This window comes from Shewanella sp. SM74 (assembly GCF_025653725.1).
Lineage (GTDB): Bacteria > Pseudomonadota > Gammaproteobacteria > Enterobacterales > Shewanellaceae > Shewanella > Shewanella oncorhynchi.
Genome location: NZ_JAKKRZ010000023.1, coordinates 49,946 through 68,398, shown reverse-complemented (window position 1 = coordinate 68,398; position 18,453 = coordinate 49,946). Strand labels below are relative to the sequence as shown.

The window sequence follows — 18,453 nt, the reverse complement described above, 5'->3', positions numbered from 1 at the left end:
GATAGGTATCAACAGGCAACGTCTCGAATTAATTCGTTAAACACGCAACTCGCGGAGCAGACTGACAAGAACGCCTTACTTATCATTGAAGTACAATCGTTGAAATCGACTGCCAATGCACAAAAAGACATTATGGACAGATGGTTCATTGAATTGAAGGGGGCCGATAGTCAGAATCGTTCAATATCTAAAGATAACAACTAATTAGGTCTGATTTGGCGGAATATTCCAGAATCCCGGCGGACCCTCAACTTCTCTTACTGAATAGGCGCTAAATTCAGTCTAAGTTAGACTTCGTAAGTGTTAACAATATCAATGCGTTTTGCTGCATCCAAATCGATACGACCACTATTGGCGATATCAAGAAAATCGAATGCAGGTAGATTGGCTTCAGCAACATCACCACGCATAGGCGCATCTGGGTCACGTGTTAGAGACACAAAGTCGAATTGCTCACGGTCAACACCCTGTGATGGTGCGGTGTTTTGCATGGCGGTGAATATTGTTTCAATGCGTCCTGGGTATTGTTTATCCCATTGATTTAGCATGTCTTTGACAGCGGCGCGCTTTAAGTTTTCCTGTGAGCCACACAAGTTGCATGGAATGATTGGAAATTCTTTTAAGCTGGCATATTCTTCGAGATCTTTCTCGCGACAATAGGCTAGGGGACGTATAACGATATTGGCGCCATCATCCGACAGCAGCTTTGGCGGCATTGCTTTCATCTTACCGCCAAAGAACATATTTAAGAACAAGGTCTCGATAATGTCATCCCTGTGATGGCCTAGGGCGATTTTAGTGGCGCCGATACGCTGAGCAAAGCCATAAAGCGTGCCGCGGCGCAGGCGAGAGCACAAGGAGCAGGTGGTTTTACCTTCAGGAATTTTGTCTTTCACTATCGAGTAAGTATCTTTCTCGAGGATGTGATAAGGCACATTGAGCTTATCGAGATAGGCGGGTAATACATGCTCAGGGAAGCCCGGTTGCTTCTGATCTAAATTAACCGCAATGATTTCAAACTGAATGGGCGCGCGTTGCTGCAGATTCATCAAAATATCGAGCATGGCGTAGCTGTCTTTACCGCCACTGAGGCAGCACATGATCTTATCACCATCTTCAATCATATTGTAATCGGCAATCGCGCTGCCCACTTCACGACGAAGCCGCTTCTGTAATTTATTCAGACGGGTAGTTTGTTTTTTTGATAATTCTTCCGGCATAGGATTTACCGTAACTTCAGATATAGCTTCAAGCATAAAAAAGCGCCCAGTAACACAGTTTCAGGGCGCGTATTATTCCAGCTATCTTTGGCGGGGTAAAGAGCCGCGTATTGCTTAGGCTTCTTCTAACGGTGATTTATAACCGTCGGGCTTTATAGCCAATAAATCGCAGTTGATGCTATCGATAACATGTTCAGCGGTATTGCCTATCAATGCTGCTGAAAATCCGGTACGACCAACAGTCCCTAAGATCACCAATTCAGCATCAAGTTTTTCAGCAAGCTCAGGGATCACATCCTCTGGTAAACCTTCTTTTACATGGCAATGACTTGGATTAATATCATAAGCGCCCGCAAGATAACTCACGCGCTGCTCATGCTGCATGCGAATGGTTTCGTTGTATGACTGGGCATCAAAGTCAGGAAGCTCGATGGCTAAGTTAACTGGCGTGCCGGGATAACCATTAACTAAATGTACTTCAGCAGAGAACTTTTTCGCCAAATCTTTTGCATGCTCAATAATTTTACCGTTAAGCATTTGATGATCGGTATCTTCGGTTGCCACATTCACAGCACAGAGGATTTTGCCCGCGGCTGGCCAGTCATGGGCTTTCACCATCAACACTGGCACAGGGGCTTTACGCATTAAATGCCAATCAGTTGGAGTGAAGATCACCGCCTTGAGTTTGTCGTGGGCATGGGTGCCTTTAACAATCAAATCATATTGCCCTGAAATAGCATGATTAATAATGCTTTCAAAGGGGCGGTTATGCCAAATGACTTGAGTATCGATATTGAGTTGCAGATGAGTATAAGCGGCGAGTAAGTCTTGGATCCAGGCGAGCCGTTGATCTATGACACCTTGACGCATGGCTTCGCGTTCTTGATTCGACAGAATCGAAGTCATTTCGTAAGAGAAGTCGAAGATAGAAAGAAACACAGTGACTTGAGCGTTGCATTTACTGGCCAAGGCGACCGCTCGTGCAAGGGCAACTTGATTCTCAGTGGTAGGGTCAACTACAACCAGTATTTTTTGATAATCCTTCATGGGAGGTTCCTTTAGTCATAGGCTCAATATCATCATGAGCCTTTGGCAGTGAGCTGTATTGTTCTAGATCAAACTCATTTGAAATTGATTAAAACTCGCTTAAAAATCATGCCTTAATCTGCATGACATGTCTAGCAAGCACAGCTTTTACCATTAAACTGTTATGCTATTAGCGACAATTATTTAGGTTTGACCTCTCACAGTTAATGCTCTCGCGATTGACTATCTCGCGATGCGAGAATTACCCGCTAACAGATTCAGCTCTTGCGAGTCGAGGATAGTGATGTACTTACCCTTAACCTCAATCAAGCCTGACTTTTGGAAGCGTCCAAGTAAGCGGCTGATGGTTTCAACGGTTAAACCGAGATAATTGCCAATGTCACCGCGGGTCATGGTTAAACGAAATTCTTTAGGTGAGAAACCACGACTGCCGAAACGATTTGCTAAATTGCTGATAAACGCTGCTAGACGTTCTTCGGCATTTTTCTTACTGAGCAGCAGGATCATTTCTTGATCGCTCATGATCTCATTACTCATTAGACGCATGATCTGCTGACGTAACTTAGGCATAGTGCCCGAAAGTTCATCGAGGATATTAAAGGGGATTTCACAGACCATAGAAGTTTCGAGGGCCTGTGCAAAACTTTGGTGCAACTGAGCGTGAATACCATCAAAACCAATCACATCACCCGCGAGATGGAAGCCCGTTATCTGCTCATCACCTTGCTCGGTAATAGTGTAACTTTTGATGGTGCCAGAGCGGATCGCAAACAGGGATTTCAACGCGTCACCTGACTTAAAAATTTGCTCGCCTTTCTGGATTGGCTTTTTACGCTCAATAATATCATCGAGCTGATCTAGCTCACTTGCATTGAGGGTAAAAGGAATACAAAGGGTACCCATACTGCAATCGTGACAATGGATTGTGCATCCGCTAGCGGCAGGACGACGATTCTTATTTTGTTCAATTGTCATGTTGATTCTCAAGTTTATCCACTGCAACCATGTTAAACCAATTCACTCACTTGGGCTAGTTTAGCTGCGCGAGTGCGATATATAAAGTTTGACCACCAAAGGCAATTAACAGTAAGCCGCTCAATAGTCTAACGGTTTTCTTTTGTACCCATGCAGCAAGGCGTTTTGCCGCCATGCCAGCGCTTAATAGGGCGGGTAAAGTACCCAAGCCAAAGGCTAACATAATCAAGGCGCCTTGGCTGGCAGAGCCAGATGCAACCGACCAAGTTAAGGTGCTATAGACGAGGCCGCAGGGGAGCCAGCCCCAAATGAATCCCGCCATGACTGCTTGGCTCGGATTCTTGATTGGAACAAGACGCTGCGCTAGCGGTTTTAAATATTGCCATAGCCATTGACCTACACGCTCAATTTGCACTATTCCAACCCAAATTTTAGCGATGTAAAGTCCTGTTGCGATCATCATCAGTCCGGCAATCATGCGCAGGACAATCAGATAAATATCCAGCTCAAATAAGTGACCAAGACCTGCCGACGATGCGCCCACTAAGCCGCCTGCTAAGGTGTAACTTAAAATACGGCCTAAATTGTAACTCAGTAAATATTTAAGCTGATGGGCCAGCTGGTTACCTATTTTAGGATGAGGGATTTGGGCGGAAAACGCGCCCACTAAACCGCCACACATACCAAAACAATGTGCCGCTCCCATCAAGCCGACAAGAAAGGCACCGGTGACATTGTACTCAATCACAAAGGCATGCCTTTTTGCTGATTTTTTATCGCTTGCTGCGCTGCGATGTCATCATGTTCTGCTGTTGACTGAATGGCAGAGGTGGGCAGATGGCCAGGTTTATCAGTATTTTCATCAAACAATATAGAAACACTTTGACGGTCAAGATCATCAAATTGCTCAGATTTCACTGCCCAAAAAAATACCATTACCGCGATGGCGACGAAGATCATGGCAATGGGGATAAGCACATAAATAATTTCCATAATGACCTCTTACTATCTGGTTAAACGTTTTATTATGATCACACTTTTACCCGTAATAATCTCAGGCTATTACCGACCACAATCAAAGAACTCGCCGACATGCCAATCGCGGCAATATAAGGTGCCACATGACCAGTGACAGCCAAAGGCAAGATAAGGGCGTTGTAACCCAGCGCCCAAGCTAAATTTTGTTTAATAATTTGCGTGGTCAGTTTAGCGACCGCGACAGCTTGAGTGAAACGGGATAGATGATCGCCCAGTAAAATCAAATCGGCACTGTTTTTGGCAATCGCACTGCCACTGCCCATGGCGACCGACAAATCAGCCCCCGCAAGTACAGGCGCATCATTGATGCCATCGCCAAACATCGCCACGCGAGTATGCTGTTGTAATTTCGTTACTAGGGCAAGTTTACCCGCGGGCGTTAATCCGCTGTGCACATCTTCAATTCCCAGCTCTTTGGCCAGTTGATGCACATGTCCCGAGCTATCGCCGCTGGCGATACTAATGCGGCAACCTTGTTGCTGTAATATCTCAATCGTGGCCTTACTGTCTTGACGAATATTGTCTTGGATCTCAAAGCTGGCCAGCACTTCAAGCTGCTCATTGGCTGAGCGTGCTAACCAAATCTTTTGGGTTGGGTCCTGAGTATCGATACGTGCGCCAGTAAATACAGCATTACCAATTAAATAGTCCGTCCCCTCGATACGGCCTCGAACACCAAAGCCGACTTCATGGTGAACTTGTTCTGCGACCAAGGTATTATCGGCAAATAGGGCAAATGCAGCCGCAATCGGATGACGAGAGCCTGTTTCCAGCGCTGCGGCAATAGCTAAGGCCTGCGTCTTTGTTAAATCGGCCATGCACTGCGTTTGCCCGATAGAGAGCGTACCACAGGTAAGGGTGCCAGTTTTATCAAAGACCACATGTTTAATCTGCGGCAGTTTTTCAAAGACACCGGCTTTGCGGGTAATGATCCCAAGACGGGTAAAAATGGCGGTTGCACAGGTGACGGCGGTCGGTGTCGCTAGCGCTAAGGCACAAGGACAAGTGGCGACCAGAACCGATAACGTTACCCAAAAGGCATCCTCTGGGGAAATCTGTTGCCAAACCAAATAAGTCATCGTCGCGATTGTTAGAATCGTACCCGAGAAATAGCGGGATAATTTATCGGCTAATAGGGCTATCGCAGGTTTTGTATTGGATGCCAGCTCCTGCAGTCGAATAATTTCCGCCACGAGTTGGTCTTGCCCTAACGCGGTAACTTTAACTTTTATCGGTTGATCGACGTTGATAGTGCCAGCGTACACTTGCTGATCTTGCTGCTTTTCAATGGGCATTTGCTCACCAGTGAGCATAGCTTCATTGATGTTTGTGTGGCCTTCAATCACCACACCATCGGCCGCAACCATTTCCCCTGGTTTTACAAGGATCACATCATTGAGGCGTAACTTTTTGGCCGGAATTTCTTCTTGACCATTTTCGGTGACTAAGTGTGCAGTGAGCGGCACCAATTTATGTAAATTACTGGAGCTGACCGAGGCCTTTTGTCTTGCCTTTTGCTCGAAGTAACGGCCGAGTAACAAAAAGAATGTAAACATGGATACGGATTCAAAATACACTTCGCCTGTGCCATTCACTGTGGCAAAACAGCTTGCGGTATAGGCACCACCAATGGCAATCGAAACAGACACATCCATATTGAGTTTGCCGCTGAGCAGGGTACGAATGGCGCTAAAATAGAAGGGTTGCGCTGAATAAAGCACCACAGGAGTGGCAAAAATCATGCTAACCCAGCGGAAATAGTCCCGATACTGCACGTCTAAATCGGTGAAGTAGCCAGTATAAAGGGCGAGGGCGAACATCATAACTTGCATAGTCGCAAAGCCAGCTAAGCCTAAACGCAGTAAAAATTTGCGACTATTGAGTTTATTGTTGAGCTCTTGTTCGTCAACTTGGTATGGCGCGGCTTGATAGCCGATACGACTAATTTGTCCGAGAATATCGCTAAGTTTTACCTTGCGTTTATCCCAACTGATCATAGCGCGTTGGGTGGTTGAGTTTACTAGCACTTGGCTCACGCCCGCGAGTTGTTTGACTTTGTGTTCAATTAACCAAGCACAGGCGGCACAGGTGATACCATCGATGGAGAGTGACACTGATTCGACATTGTCCTCAGAATGCACAAAGTCTTGCTGCACTTCGGGCAAGTCATAGGCGCTAAATTGCGTTAATGCTTCGGGGACCAGGGCATTCTGTTTACTGCCAGGCTCAGTGCGGAACTTGTAATAACTGAGTAATCCCGCATCGACAATCGCTTGAGAAACCGCCTGACAGCCAGGGCAACACATCAGTTCATCACGGTCATTAATGCGAGTCACAAACTGCTGGCCCGTCAGAACGGGCTCTTGGCAGTGAAAACAACTTGGATACGTCATAGCGCTACTTATTTAACCACAATCAATTCAGCCAAAGTTGGACGTGATCTTTTAATTCAACGCGTTGGTGAATTCGCCATTTACCGTCGTAACTTTCGAGGCGTACTTCCCAAGGGCCGGTTAGGGTAGAAGGGATGGTAATGCGATACACATTACTGGCATCGGCCGTCGCAGTGAGTTTCATATCTCTGTCGGCAATGGTTGGATGATAGAACTCAACTTTCAAGGCGGCTTGATATGCAGGTCCCCCTTGCTGCGTCAGTAAAATCTCATTATTGGCTTGATCGAGTGAAAAATTCATGCCTATTTGTTTGGCATACTTCACTTTACTTAAGTCCATATTAATGGCTTTGCCATCTTTGTAGTAATCCTCGGCGACTAAAGAGTCCGAGTTCGTAAGGGCAATTTTTAGTGTGGTAAAACTTGCGACGACGGCACATAAAGGAAGAATAATTAGAAACCAAGGCCAGAACTGCTTATACCAGGCTTGTTGTTCGCTCATGTCAGATACCCATTCAAAAAATTTGCGCCATTTTACCGTTAAAAGACGGTTTTAGCACTTTAAAAAAAAGGCCTCGAAGTCTTCGAGGCCTTAGTGTTACTTATACCTAATTACTTGTTTGACAAGCTATAAACATAAGCTGTAATGACGTGAACTTTCTCTTCACCGAGAACGTCTTTCCATGCTGGCATCACACCTGCGCGACCATGTTTAATGGTCTCTTCGATCATGCCACGGCTACCGCCATATAACCAAACATCGTCAGTTAAGTTAGGAGCACCCATAAACTTGTTGCCTTTAGCGTCCATACCATGACACGCAAAACAACCTTTCATGAATGAGCCTTGACCTTGGGCTGCGAGTTTCTCGTCATGCTCACGACCAGACAATTTAACAACGTATTCAGCTAAACCAGCAATCTCGCTATCTTCGATTGGCAAACCACCTTTGGGTGGCATCATGCCATGACGACCTGCCATGATAGTGGTCTTAATCGTGGCTAATTCACCACCATATAACCAGTCACCATCGGTAAGATTAGGGAAGCCTTTGCTACCACGTGCATCAGAACCATGGCACTGAGCACAGTTTTGCAGGAACAAACGGCCACCCACTTTCAACGCTTCTTGGTTTTTCACTAATTCTTCTAGTGGTGTTGCCAAGTAAGCTGCGAAGATTGGGCCATATTTTTCATCAGCGTGTTTTACTTCTTGATCATACTGAACATAAAGACCTTCTTTTGCTGCTAGCTCAATCGCTGCGGCAGAATCGGCTTTAATGCCATGCTCTGTACCGATACTCTGGTTAGAACTCGTCCAGCCTAATAAGCCTTTGTAGTTACCTAAACCAGGAAATAGTGCCAAATAGATCAAGCCAAACACGATAGTGATATAGAACATATAACTCCACCATTTTGGCAGTGGGTTATTGAGTTCTTCAATACCGTCGAAACTGTGACCCATGGATTCGCCTTCTTTTACGTCAGTGGTGTTCTTAGAACACACACGCAGTAATAGAAAACAACCCGCGATCACGACTAACGAGAGTACAGTAATCCAAACACTCCAGAAGCTACTCATCACTTATTCTCTCCTGAGTCCTTCGATACCTTGTTGACTTCCTCATCGGAAAACACAAGGTTAGCTGCTTCATCAAATGATTTTTGACGACGCGAGCTATATGCCCAAGCAAATATACCGACGAAGGTCAGCATCACAATGATGGTCAAAATGCCTTGTAATGTGCCGTAATCCATATATTGCCTCCTTATTTGAGTGCGTGACCCAAAGACTGAAGATATGCAATCAAGGCGTCCATTTCTGTCTTACCTACAACAGCTTGCTGTGCGCCTGCGATTTCTTCATCGGTATAAAGATCATTACCTTTGTAACCGCCTTTATGCAGGTTACGTAGAATAGTCATCTTGTCACCCGTTAGTTTGCCGTCTAACTTGTTTTCGGCTAACCATGGGAACCCTGGCATATTCGATTGAGGAACTACAGCACGAGGATCGATTAAGTGAACTTCATGCCATTTATCGCTATAACGACCGCCAACACGTGCAAGATCAGGACCCGTACGCTTAGAACCCCATTGGAATGGATGATCCCAAACTGATTCGCCCGCGACAGAGTAGTGACCATAACGCTCAGTTTCTGCACGTAAAGGACGGATCATCTGGCTGTGACAGTTATAACAACCTTCACGAACATAAATGTCACGACCTTCAATTTGCAGGGCAGTGTATGGCTTTAAACCTTCAACTGGCTCAGTCGTATCTTTTTGAAAAATCAACGGTGTGATTTCAACGAGACTACCGAAGCTGATAGCGATAACGGTAAAAATCGCTAACAAACCGATGTTTTTTTCAACTATCTCATGATTAAATTTCATCGAGTTTGCTCCTTTAAGCCGCTGTTGGTTCAGCCAATGCTGGCAATGAATCTTTAGAGGCTTTCACAGTACGGATCACGTTATATGCCATGATCAGCATACCGGTCAGGAAGAAACAACCGCCAAGGAAACGTACAAAGTAGAAAGGATAAGAAGCTTCCAGACTTTCAACAAAGCTATAAGTCAAAGTACCGTCAGCATTCACTGCGCGCCACATCAGACCTTGCATTACACCTGAAATCCACATAGAGACGATGTAAAGTACAGTACCAATAGTCGCTAACCAGAAATGGACGTTAATTAACTTGATACTGTACATACGGCCGTGACCGAACAATACAGGGATCAAGTGATACAGAGAACCGATTGACACCATTGCAACCCAGCCTAGCGCGCCAGAGTGAACGTGACCGATAGTCCAGTCTGTATAGTGTGATAATGCGTTAACTGTCTTAATTGCCATCATAGGGCCTTCGAAGGTAGACATACCGTAGAAAGACAGAGAAACAACTAAGAAACGTAACACAGGGTCAGTACGCAGTTTATGCCAAGCACCAGACAAGGTCATGATACCGTTAATCATACCGCCCCAAGAAGGTGCGAATAGGATAAGTGACATCACCATACCTAAAGACTGAGTCCAATCAGGTAAAGCTGTGTAATGTAAGTGGTGAGGACCAGCCCAGATATACAGTGCGATCAGTGCCCAAAAGTGGACAATAGAAAGACGGTAAGAGTACACAGGACGACCTGCTTGCTTAGGTACGAAGTAATACATCATCCCCAAGAAGCCTGCGGTTAATAAGAAACCTACAGCGTTGTGACCATACCACCACTGCACCATAGCATCGACAGCGCCGCTATACAGAGAGTATGACTTGAACAGACTGACTGGTACTGCCATAGAGTTAACTATGTGTAGTACGGCAACGGTAATAATAAAGGCACCAAAGAACCAGTTCGCCACATAAATATGCGAAGTTGTTCGTTTGATAATAGTACCGAAGAACACGATAGCGTAGGACACCCAAACGATAGTAATTGCGATATCGATAGGCCATTCTAATTCAGCGTATTCTTTTCCTTGGGTGAAACCCATTGGTAAAGAGATAGCTGCTGACAGAATGATGGCTTGCCATCCCCAAAACGTAAATGCGGCTAACTTAGGTGCAAATAGTCGGGTTTGACAGGTGCGTTGTACGACATAATAGGATGTTGCAAAAAGGGCTGATGTACCGAACGCGAAGATCACCGCATTGGTGTGTAATGGTCGCAAGCGACTATACGTTAACCAAGGAGTGTCAAAGTTCAGCTGAGGCCAGATTAACTGAGCCGCAATTAATACGCCGACTGACATACCAACAATACCCCACAAAACTGTGGTTAAGGCAAATTGGCGGACAATGGCGTAATTGTAATCAGCGCCTGTTGGCTGGGAATGGTTCATCATAATGCTTCCACTGCTTATTACTTTTACTTTTAGTAAAGACAAGCTTTACCTGTTATAAATGACATAAAACTCAGCTTCCCTATTAAGGTTGCTGAGTGATGTCAATGCGTTACCCTGCATATTTTTGCTCAAATATGAGGTTTCGCAATGATACTTGAGCCATATCAAAAAAGATACCAAAGAAGGGGTGTGGAAAGTTGATCTAGATCAACCTACGCCATAGAATGTTAACATATTGCATCATAAGGTTAATCTTTGTGCTAACTCGTCTGAGTCCCTATTTATTTATTGCATTATTTAGCTTCAATCTCACAGCTTGTAAGGAAGATGCAAAGCAAGTCACACTTAAAAGCAGTCTTGATCCTTCACTTTGCCAATTTTCTAAGGGGGATTGTGTTAAAAAAGTTGGGGATGTTGAGCTCACTTTTCGCTTGTCACCAGGGAGTGCACCAAGCGAAAAGCCATTGACATTACAGTTGTTATCTTCCATGGCAATTTCTAATGTGCAAATCCGCTTAGAAGGAAGAGACATGTTTATGGGCGTTATTCCTGTAAATGTGAAGCAAACTGACGAAATGACTTATATCGGTCAGTTAGTCTATGGTTCTTGTAGTAGTGGCTACATGGTTTGGCGTGGCTTTGTGAGTTTTAGCGTTAATGGTGAAACTAAAACGGCTGTTTTCGATTTTCTCGCAGATGACAATGGTTAGATATATCTTTGAAAGTGCCTGATATGGATTTCTAAACATCAAGACAATCAACTATACAGATTAGTGATCCTTCCAGTTTTCTTTTACTTTGACAAAAATATCTACATTTTCAATAAAGAGCTGTAATAAGTGAGGATCAAAGTGTGTTGCCGCCCCTTTACGCATTTCAGCTAAAACCTCTTCTAAAGGCCAAGCTGTTTTATAGCAGCGGGCATGGGAAAGGGCATCAAACACATCTGCGATTGCTACAATCCGCGAGAAAATGTGAATTTCGTCTTGTTTTAGATTTGCAGGATAACCAGAACCATCATATTTTTCATGATGTTGCAGTGCAATAATTGATGCGGCCTTTAGTATTGGTCGCTCAGAATTTGCAAGAATTTGATGGCCAATCATAGGGTGATGACGCATAACTTTCCATTCTTCGTCATCTAATTTGCCGGGTTTAAGTAGGACAGCATCGGGGATCGCAATTTTGCCTATGTCATGCATTGGTGAGGCACGGCGCAGTAAATCGGCTTCGTATTCACTTAAACCGGCGAGTAATGCTAATTGAGAACAATACTCCGCCATACGTTTCACATGATTGGCAGCTTCTTTCGAGCGGCTTTCAACAACATCACCTAAACGTAAAATAAGCTCTGATTGTGTATCTTCCACCTCTTGATTGAGCAGCAAATTTTCAAAGGCTATGCCCACGTTGATGGCAAAAATATCAATGAGTTTCTTATCAAGATCATCAATTCTATCAATACCATCCATATAAAGTAGATTGATTAAACCGCCTTTGGTGGGAAAGTAACCGATAAAACAATTGTCTTCATAAAGGCACCGCTGTTGGGTGAGCGCACTGCGCAGTAGACGATCAATATGTTCAGGTAGTTGCGTAATGTGGGATTTATTCGCAAATTGGCCAGTACCAGCAAGGATTTCTATATTGACAGGTTCAACATGACCACTAATCGCATCAATTGCATTACAAGTCAGCAGTAGCGTTTCTGAATCGAGATTAAGTAGAGTGGCCACTTGAGTCAGTAGCCCATCGGCGAATTTATGCAGGGTGCGCAGTTCAAATAATCCTGAGGTGGCTTCTAGTACTCTTTCTAAGCCCTTACGGTGATTTATTTGGGTGCGCCTTGCTTGCTCGATTTCCATGATATCGCGATAAGAGCGAAGGGCTGAGTAGACGCTGGTCATCAGCTTACGGGAATCGAGTTCAGCTTTTGCTTTGTAATCATTAATATCGTAATTGACGATAACGTCTTCTTCTGGTGCTTGCCCTGGCTGGCCTGTACGTAAGATCAATCGAGTGGTTTTATTCAGTAATTCTTCACGGATCCACTTTACTAGTTCTAACCCTGCATGGTCACTTTCCATGACAACATCAATAAAGGCAATGGCGATGTCATGTTCTTGATTGAGTAATTCTTTTGCTTGTTCGGCACTATAAGCATTGATAAAGGTGAGGGCACGGCCATCAAGTTTAAAGCGGGAGAGGGCAAGCTTAGTGACGGTATGAACATCAGGTTCATCATCGACCACTAATACCTTCCAAGGAATACCAGACTCTGTTGTCTCGGTAGACTTTTTACCGGAAAAAAGAGGGTTTTTCTTTGCAAGATCAATCAGCATCCGATACCTCATTCAAGTAAAAATAATGATCACATAATCAGTGTAGTAGACACATTTCAAAGCGGTGCAAAATCTTGCATAAAATAGCGAGATGAGTGGCAATCCTTAAATTACGTTGTTGATAACGATTCTCATTTGTGTATTCTATTACTATCAAATAATGATAGGGAGGGAAAGGGCATGACTAATCGAATTAACTTATCAATTTCAGCGCATAAATTGGCACAGCTGATACATGATGGACACATCTGCGCATCTGACTTCACGTGCTTAGATAGCCAATCGAAACAGCAAGTGTGGCAGCTATGCTTGATCTGTTGCAAAAAGCGTATTACTTGTCAGCAATGTTCATTTTCAAGTTGCGCTAAAAATCTGACATATCTTGATGCCGATAAATAACATTATCGGCATTTGCGTTTAAGTATTATCATACAAGAAACTCTTATAATTCAGATGTAATATGCAACTTCCTCCAGTAATCCCGTTATTTGACTCATTTGAATTCATACAAGTTGGCAATAGTATTGTTAACCAATATATCACCCAAATTAGCATGAAAAAGGTGGTTGATGCGGGCTTAGTCATCGAGCATGCCAGTGATTGGCTATTTGAGCAAAAGCATAACGAAAACAACTATAAAGCTTATCGCAGTGAACTCACTACGTTTCTGCATTGGTGTTTTGATGTAGTTTCAATGTCTCCCATTCAAGTTACGCGCAAAGACATGAGCCGTTACGTTGATTATTGCCAAGCACCGCCGATAGCACTGATCGGTTATTTTAATGTGCCACAGTTTAAGTACGATAAACTGCATGATGAACGGGTTCCAAACTCGCAATGGCGACCATTTGTCGGCAAAAAACAACTCGGGCAAATCCAGCCTTATGTGTTAAGCGATAATGCGTTAAAAACAAAAATGGCCATTTTGTCTTCGTTTTATTCGTATCTGACAAGTGAAGAATATTGTGAGCGGAATCCTGCTCAAATCTGGCTTAATCACAGTCGATTTGCAGCAAACAGGCAATATCAGCGTCAAAGTCATGAAGATGAAAATAGTCTCGCATTTACTGAATTACAGTGGTCATATATTATGGCGACCGTTACTGGACTAGCAGAAGAATTTCCTGAGTTACATCAAAGAAGTTTATTCCTCGTTATATTGATTTATTGCTGTTATTTACGCATTTCAGATGTGTCTGCACGTGCGGGTTATTCGCCGGTGATGAACCAGTTTAAACGTAATCAGCAAACGGGCATCTGGAGTTTTCATATTCCGTTGAGTAAAGGTGGTAAAAGACGCAGTGTTGCGATTTCAAAAGCTTTGCTCGATGCATTAGTCAAATATCGTCAGTTTTTAGGATTAACGGATTATCCAGGACCAAACGAAAATCATCCTTTGTTTGTACGGCATAAAGCTGCTGGACGCGGCCGAGATGTTGGTATCCTCAATGCCAATCTAGGCATTCGTCATGTTCGCGACGAAATTCAAAAAATAATTAATCTGGCTGCAGAACGTATAGAAATCGATGGCTTTACACAAGATGCGGCGCAGATGCGCAAACTTACTGCCCACAATATTCGTCACACCGGCATTACGCACGATATCAATATCAACCGCAGACCGTTATCCCATGTACAAGCCGACGCTGGCCACGAAAGTATCGACACTACATCGCAATATTTGCACACAAGCCAAATTGAACGTCATGAGAGTGCGTTCAACAAACCAATCGACCATTTGAAAGGCATAGAGTGATTAGATACAGAGCTGCGCACAATGTATATTATGTTAAATGTGCTCTATATGGTTCCCATCGCCGCTCTGTTTGTGGCTTGTCATTCCAAATGAATTTTGTGTCATTTCGTGAGTCTGACTTTTGTTATTATATATCAAGGCTATAATTCACTCCGCCAATAGCTTTGCTCCATTATGGTGCAAAGCTGTTCTTTGTGTTTGCTGCTTTTTGACAAAGTGCACCTCACACGCAGCTATGCGAACTCTTTTGAAGTATAGATGACGTGTTAGAAATGAATTTTATGAAACAATGCCCGAATCAAATCATGTCGCTCCATTAGAATGATTGCTTACAATAATTCATCGGTTTACCAAGCTTAATTGAAATTGGTTCGTAGCTATATTTCCACTGCTTAATCTTACCTATTAATTTGTTGTAATGTTGATGACGTGATTTATCAACATCAGAGTCGCTCGAACACATCACCAGTTTCACCTGACGGTATCTAAAACAATTTAATCGTCGCTACGTGAATACTTTGGTATATTGGACTCGCAAACTAGCCAGAAACACCTAGCAACGCGCTTATGCTTGTCCCAAAAGTCACAATAAAATACTAAGATGTTGCCGATTTTGAGCCGCCATGGACATAAATATGTCATTTTCAGGAGTTTTTATAGATATCGAGTGAAGCGCCCTAACCTTCTTTTGGACATATCCTTGTTAGATTCGTAGCTCAAATTTGAGATTTTCGGATAAAAATTTCTATGGCTTAACGCCCGCCACACGTGCGTTGTGCTGGCGTTTTTTTGAGCTCATAGCTTGATGACTGCCAACATATCTTCACCATCTTCATCCAAACCCACTTCCTGAAAGCCAAAACTTGAATAAAAATCTTTGGCTACTGGGTTTTCAGGGTCATAGCAAATTTCTATTTCTTTTACTTTGTTACTGGCTTTAATTTCATTGAGCGCCAAATTTAGCGCAGCTCTTCCAATACCAGTTTTTTGAAAACGTTGATCCACCATAAAGCGCCAGATAGAGACTTTTTCAGGCGTTTCAGATACCCACATGAAAAAACCGACAGGTTTATCGTTTTGATAGATCGCTCTGCAGGTATGCCCTTGGCAGTAATGTGACTCAACCAAAGACCACATATTGCTCGTGACATATTCCTGCTGCTCATCCGTGACATCTAAGTCACATACGGCTTCATAATTTGAACTTGTTACTTCTTCCAGTGTAATACTCATCGCGTCCTGCATATTTTATTTATTTGTAATCACAAATTCATGAAAACCTTCAGTTTCAGGTGGTTCAACTTTCAAAACATCCACAATGGGTAATTTAGCAAAAAGTCTATCCCAAAACTTTAATGCTTCGCGGTCATTTTCATAAACGGCCACATGCCAATTTAATGAGTTATTTAACATTAACTGGTGGACAGTACGCAAAGCGATACCTTTCGAACGATACTTAGGTAAGATAAAAATATCCGACAACTCAGGCATGTCTCGTTCTAATATTTCTGTTGGTTCCACAGTCACGAAGCCCGCGATATGACCGTCAACAACAATTAAGTAAGCATCACAGTCTTCTTCACCCACAGCAACATCACTAAGGTATTCTTCATCAATATCAAACCTGCCCGTACTGGCGATATCTTGGTTATCAAAAGCACTTTGGTGGTATTGATAGAATTGCCAAAGCATAGAAAAAGCGGGTAAATCTGTTGTAGTTAATTTCCGGAGTACTATGTTCATTTTAATCTCTAACGTCTTAGTATTTATGCGCTGCGCTGTTTGCGGGGCATAAATCGCTTGTTGGACTTGGCCGCTGCCACATCCGTGTAAATGGGTATGAATAATGCTATTGGAATTTGCTTTTTTGCGGTAGCGATTTTTTATACAGTTTGATGGGTAATCACTTGATATCGTTTTAGCTTTCTCATTCTTTTACGCTCACTTTCGATTGATTTTTGACCTTGGTTGACAGTATTTTGGCTCCAGATTCAGGCTGACACTCACACCCTATCCCCTCATCGGCTTAATCCCATAAGGCTTGCTGCTTTTGCTATCGGTCATTACGCTACGTCTGAAGGGAATGGTAATCCAGATATGTGAAAGATTGGACGGGCATGACTTCTAGGTTAAAAGTAACCTCATCACATTAGCTTTTCTTTAGACATAGCTTTATTCGCCCTACTTGCATTTTTAACTTTGAAACACACTTTGGGGCATTAACGTGCCAGAACTGATCGGCCTGACACGAGTTTGGACATAAATGAGTCAGTGGCTTTGCTTGATTAGTGTTTGACGGATTACTTTATATATGGCAAAACGTCTAACCTAGTGGCCAAATTCACTATGCCACTACACTAGTCTGCTTTACAACTGGAAGGAAAAACACGAAGCCTTGCAGCAAGGCCTTACCTTGAATAGTCTGAATGTAATGAGTTGAATAAATTTCGTATACAAAACAAACAATTACGCATGGTGAAAGAAATTATAAAAATATCCAAGGGGCACACCGAGGCCAGCGCCTTCTTTGCGAGAGAAATGAAGTAAAATTTAGTTTCATCAAACAGCAATCTAACCTGTTTCCCATAACACTGTTATCCATCGATTCACACTGATTCTACTGACCAGCATACTTGCGAGAGCGGTACGAGAATGACCTTCGCTGAAATGAAGTAAGCCTAAATAGCGCCTACGTTTGCGTGCATTTTTCTCCGATTTACTAAGGCTGCGATGTTAGGCCACATAATTAATGTAAATTGTATTGCTGGCGTTGGCTTTATACCTGGGCTGAAAAACAAAAAATGAGTATCGCGCTTAGCGTAATTTTATTGAACATTCATCATATAGGTCATCCTCTGGAGCTGGTTTTGGTTAGTATTGGTTCTTCTTGTACAGAACTTGATGATTGTGCTTTTTGGGCTTCTTCGATGCGTAAGTCAATAGTGGCAACTAACTTGGAAAACGCCGCCATCGAAGAAGCTCACGAGTTAGTCACCGTGGCGGACGATGGCGTGACGAGGCGGGTGTGTCACTCCCAAATCGAGGTGTTCTATGTGGAACTTGTGAACGTTCTTTCGCTGCGGCGGTTGGCTCAGCCAAATCCGCAAGGATCGGGCAATCCGGGCGGCCATCGCCATGGCAATTTTCGGCTAGCTGCTCGAGCGTTTGCACCATAGCTTGTAGTTCAACGATCTTCGCCTTCAGTCCGTCGGCATGGGAGAGCGCCAACGCCTTAACGTCGGCGCTCGCGCGATCTCGATTGCACCACAAGAGCAGGAGCTCCGAGATTTGTTCGACAGAAAAGCCAAGGTCGCGTGCGCGACGGATGAAGCGAAAGCTTTGCGCGTCCGCCGAGCTGTAATTTCGGTAGCCAGCATCAGAACGATTAGCTTTGGGTATCAAGCCAATCTGTTCGTAGTAGCGAATCATCTTCGCCGAGATGCCGGACAACTTGGCTGCTTGACCAATATTCATCATTCTCTCCTTCTAGTAAATTAATCAAATACGCCCAAAAACTGAGGTTTACCTACGCACAGATATTTCTCTGGGCGTAAAGAACACGTCGGCATACAGGTATTCAGATTGCATTCATGTTGTCTATATTCCATCTGAAGATTGCTCAGAGCTAATGTGGTGGTCAAATGGATATCATGGTCGTAGTCCCGCAACACCTCAGGTGTGACGACTCTTGCAATGGCAAAGAGATGTTCTCGGGCGTCGCTATAATCGTACTTGAGGTGCTCCAAGGGCATATTTGGTGAAAACATGTTGTGTTACTCCTTCAACAATATTCGTCTACCAAGCGTGACTTTTGTGCTACCACCCCAAAAGCCAATG

General features: G+C 43.7%; 20 protein-coding genes and 2 pseudogenes. 5 read left to right on the top strand and 17 right to left on the bottom strand.

Going from position 1 to position 18,453, the window contains the following annotated elements; all coding sequences use genetic code 11:
* Window positions 1-204, top strand: a 204-nt coding sequence (locus tag L5M49_RS19460; RefSeq protein ID WP_263266681.1) for a hypothetical protein, incomplete at its 5' end; no start/stop codon positions are given.
* A gap of 83 nt (window positions 205-287) precedes the next feature.
* Here L5M49_RS19460 and ttcA read toward each other — a convergent pair.
* From ttcA to ccoN, 11 genes are all read right to left on the bottom strand, one after another.
* Window positions 288-1,256 carry a tRNA 2-thiocytidine(32) synthetase TtcA gene (ttcA, locus tag L5M49_RS19455; protein WP_173244915.1) on the bottom strand — a complete coding sequence of 323 codons (969 nt, stop codon included), beginning with the start codon at window positions 1,254-1,256 and terminating at the stop codon, window positions 288-290.
* A gap of 78 nt (window positions 1,257-1,334) precedes the next feature.
* Window positions 1,335-2,267 (bottom strand): universal stress protein UspE, encoded by a 933-nt coding sequence (gene uspE / locus L5M49_RS19450; RefSeq protein ID WP_105252478.1) that lies wholly within the window; start codon window positions 2,265-2,267, stop codon window positions 1,335-1,337.
* A 222-nt stretch (window positions 2,268-2,489) separates the two neighbouring features.
* Entirely contained in the window at window positions 2,490-3,242 is a 753-nt protein-coding gene (gene etrA, locus L5M49_RS19445) for an electron transport transcriptional regulator EtrA (protein WP_006081599.1), read from the bottom strand.
* A 55-nt stretch (window positions 3,243-3,297) separates the two neighbouring features.
* On the bottom strand, window positions 3,298-3,990 hold the full coding sequence (locus L5M49_RS19440; protein WP_219250730.1) for a sulfite exporter TauE/SafE family protein: 693 nt from the start codon (window positions 3,988-3,990) through the stop codon (window positions 3,298-3,300).
* Window positions 3,987-4,235, bottom strand: coding sequence for a cbb3-type cytochrome oxidase assembly protein CcoS (gene ccoS / locus L5M49_RS19435; RefSeq protein WP_131524187.1), 249 nt, complete (start codon window positions 4,233-4,235; stop codon window positions 3,987-3,989). Before ccoS ends, L5M49_RS19440 begins: the two co-directional genes overlap by 4 nt.
* 38 nt (window positions 4,236-4,273) lie before the next feature.
* Window positions 4,274-6,673: a heavy metal translocating P-type ATPase gene (locus L5M49_RS19430; protein WP_131524188.1), complete on the bottom strand. Its 2,400-nt coding sequence runs from the start codon at window positions 6,671-6,673 to the stop codon at window positions 4,274-4,276.
* A 22-nt stretch (window positions 6,674-6,695) separates the two neighbouring features.
* On the bottom strand, window positions 6,696-7,175 hold the full coding sequence (locus L5M49_RS19425) for a FixH family protein (RefSeq protein WP_028759968.1): 480 nt from the start codon (window positions 7,173-7,175) through the stop codon (window positions 6,696-6,698).
* Between the two features lie 110 nt (window positions 7,176-7,285).
* On the bottom strand, window positions 7,286-8,254 hold the full coding sequence (gene ccoP / locus L5M49_RS19420) for a cytochrome-c oxidase, cbb3-type subunit III (RefSeq protein WP_028759967.1): 969 nt from the start codon (window positions 8,252-8,254) through the stop codon (window positions 7,286-7,288).
* Window positions 8,254-8,430, bottom strand: coding sequence for a CcoQ/FixQ family Cbb3-type cytochrome c oxidase assembly chaperone (locus L5M49_RS19415; RefSeq protein ID WP_028759966.1), 177 nt, complete (start codon window positions 8,428-8,430; stop codon window positions 8,254-8,256). Before L5M49_RS19415 ends, ccoP begins: the two co-directional genes overlap by 1 nt.
* Before the next feature lie 11 nt (window positions 8,431-8,441).
* Window positions 8,442-9,068 (bottom strand): cytochrome-c oxidase, cbb3-type subunit II, encoded by a 627-nt coding sequence (gene ccoO, locus L5M49_RS19410; RefSeq protein ID WP_131524189.1) that lies wholly within the window; start codon window positions 9,066-9,068, stop codon window positions 8,442-8,444.
* 13 nt (window positions 9,069-9,081) lie between these two features.
* Window positions 9,082-10,518, bottom strand: a complete 1,437-nt coding sequence (gene ccoN / locus L5M49_RS19405) for a cytochrome-c oxidase, cbb3-type subunit I (protein WP_028759964.1) — start codon at window positions 10,516-10,518, stop codon at window positions 9,082-9,084.
* 224 nt (window positions 10,519-10,742) lie between these two features.
* On the opposite strand from ccoN, the gene L5M49_RS19400 reads away from it, so the two are divergent.
* A complete protein-coding gene (locus tag L5M49_RS19400) occupies window positions 10,743-11,228 on the top strand; it encodes a hypothetical protein (RefSeq protein ID WP_251068866.1) in 486 nt (161 codons plus the stop codon).
* 60 nt (window positions 11,229-11,288) lie between these two features.
* Here L5M49_RS19400 and L5M49_RS19395 read toward each other — a convergent pair whose 3' ends face one another.
* The gene (locus tag L5M49_RS19395) at window positions 11,289-12,860 is read right to left on the bottom strand and encodes a DUF3369 domain-containing protein (protein WP_263266680.1); all 1,572 of its coding nucleotides are present in this window, start codon (window positions 12,858-12,860) and stop codon (window positions 11,289-11,291) included.
* A 180-nt stretch (window positions 12,861-13,040) separates the two neighbouring features.
* Here L5M49_RS19395 and L5M49_RS19390 point away from each other — a divergent pair, with 180 nt between their 5' ends.
* Both L5M49_RS19390 and L5M49_RS19385 read left to right on the top strand, forming a co-directional pair.
* Window positions 13,041-13,259, top strand: coding sequence for a hypothetical protein (locus tag L5M49_RS19390; RefSeq protein ID WP_105252484.1), 219 nt, complete (start codon window positions 13,041-13,043; stop codon window positions 13,257-13,259).
* Between the two features lie 61 nt (window positions 13,260-13,320).
* Window positions 13,321-14,616 (top strand): tyrosine-type recombinase/integrase, encoded by a 1,296-nt coding sequence (locus tag L5M49_RS19385; RefSeq protein WP_105252485.1) that lies wholly within the window; start codon window positions 13,321-13,323, stop codon window positions 14,614-14,616.
* Window positions 14,617-15,411: 795 nt separating this feature from the next.
* On the opposite strand, the gene L5M49_RS19380 is transcribed toward L5M49_RS19385, so the two are convergent.
* The gene (locus tag L5M49_RS19380; RefSeq protein WP_263266679.1) at window positions 15,412-15,849 is read right to left on the bottom strand and encodes a GNAT family N-acetyltransferase; all 438 of its coding nucleotides are present in this window, start codon (window positions 15,847-15,849) and stop codon (window positions 15,412-15,414) included.
* Between the two features lie 15 nt (window positions 15,850-15,864).
* Entirely contained in the window at window positions 15,865-16,359 is a 495-nt protein-coding gene (locus L5M49_RS19375; RefSeq protein ID WP_263266678.1) for a GNAT family N-acetyltransferase, read from the bottom strand.
* A 613-nt stretch (window positions 16,360-16,972) separates the two neighbouring features.
* Here L5M49_RS19375 and L5M49_RS19370 point away from each other — a divergent pair.
* Window positions 16,973-17,213 (top strand): annotated as a pseudogene (locus L5M49_RS19370) (IS3 family transposase); the annotation flags it as partial.
* On the opposite strand, the pseudogene L5M49_RS19365 reads toward L5M49_RS19370, so the two are convergent.
* The 3 genes and pseudogenes from L5M49_RS19365 to L5M49_RS19355 form a co-directional block, all read right to left on the bottom strand.
* Window positions 17,209-17,343: pseudogene (locus L5M49_RS19365) on the bottom strand (IS630 family transposase); the annotation flags it as partial. The pseudogenes L5M49_RS19370 and L5M49_RS19365 overlap by 5 nt on opposite strands.
* Window positions 17,344-17,607: 264 nt before the next feature.
* Complete coding sequence (gene cueR / locus L5M49_RS19360; RefSeq protein ID WP_049821695.1) at window positions 17,608-18,090, bottom strand: Cu(I)-responsive transcriptional regulator; 483 nt, start codon at window positions 18,088-18,090, stop codon at window positions 17,608-17,610.
* 20 nt (window positions 18,091-18,110) lie between these two features.
* Window positions 18,111-18,383, bottom strand: a complete 273-nt coding sequence (locus tag L5M49_RS19355; RefSeq protein ID WP_263266677.1) for a hypothetical protein — start codon at window positions 18,381-18,383, stop codon at window positions 18,111-18,113.
* Window positions 18,384-18,453: the final 70 nt, after the last annotated feature.

Coding starts and splice junctions, on each gene's coding strand:
- ttcA (WP_173244915.1), bottom strand. CDS start 1,256: ATGCTTGAAGCTATATCTGAAGTTACGGTAAATCCTATGCCGGAAGAA.
- uspE (WP_105252478.1), bottom strand. CDS start 2,267: ATGAAGGATTATCAAAAAATACTGGTTGTAGTTGACCCTACCACTGAG.
- etrA (WP_006081599.1), bottom strand. CDS start 3,242: ATGACAATTGAACAAAATAAGAATCGTCGTCCTGCCGCTAGCGGATGC.
- ccoS (WP_131524187.1), bottom strand. CDS start 4,235: ATGGAAATTATTTATGTGCTTATCCCCATTGCCATGATCTTCGTCGCC.
- L5M49_RS19430 (WP_131524188.1), bottom strand. CDS start 6,673: ATGACGTATCCAAGTTGTTTTCACTGCCAAGAGCCCGTTCTGACGGGC.
- L5M49_RS19425 (WP_028759968.1), bottom strand. CDS start 7,175: ATGAGCGAACAACAAGCCTGGTATAAGCAGTTCTGGCCTTGGTTTCTA.
- ccoP (WP_028759967.1), bottom strand. CDS start 8,254: ATGAGTAGCTTCTGGAGTGTTTGGATTACTGTACTCTCGTTAGTCGTG.
- L5M49_RS19415 (WP_028759966.1), bottom strand. CDS start 8,430: ATGGATTACGGCACATTACAAGGCATTTTGACCATCATTGTGATGCTG.
- ccoO (WP_131524189.1), bottom strand. CDS start 9,068: ATGAAATTTAATCATGAGATAGTTGAAAAAAACATCGGTTTGTTAGCG.
- ccoN (WP_028759964.1), bottom strand. CDS start 10,518: ATGATGAACCATTCCCAGCCAACAGGCGCTGATTACAATTACGCCATT.
- L5M49_RS19400 (WP_251068866.1), top strand. CDS start 10,743: ATGTTAACATATTGCATCATAAGGTTAATCTTTGTGCTAACTCGTCTG.
- L5M49_RS19395 (WP_263266680.1), bottom strand. CDS start 12,860: ATGCTGATTGATCTTGCAAAGAAAAACCCTCTTTTTTCCGGTAAAAAG.
- L5M49_RS19390 (WP_105252484.1), top strand. CDS start 13,041: ATGACTAATCGAATTAACTTATCAATTTCAGCGCATAAATTGGCACAG.
- L5M49_RS19385 (WP_105252485.1), top strand. CDS start 13,321: ATGCAACTTCCTCCAGTAATCCCGTTATTTGACTCATTTGAATTCATA.
- L5M49_RS19380 (WP_263266679.1), bottom strand. CDS start 15,849: ATGAGTATTACACTGGAAGAAGTAACAAGTTCAAATTATGAAGCCGTA.
- L5M49_RS19375 (WP_263266678.1), bottom strand. CDS start 16,359: ATGAACATAGTACTCCGGAAATTAACTACAACAGATTTACCCGCTTTT.
- cueR (WP_049821695.1), bottom strand. CDS start 18,090: ATGAATATTGGTCAAGCAGCCAAGTTGTCCGGCATCTCGGCGAAGATG.
- L5M49_RS19355 (WP_263266677.1), bottom strand. CDS start 18,383: ATGTTTTCACCAAATATGCCCTTGGAGCACCTCAAGTACGATTATAGC.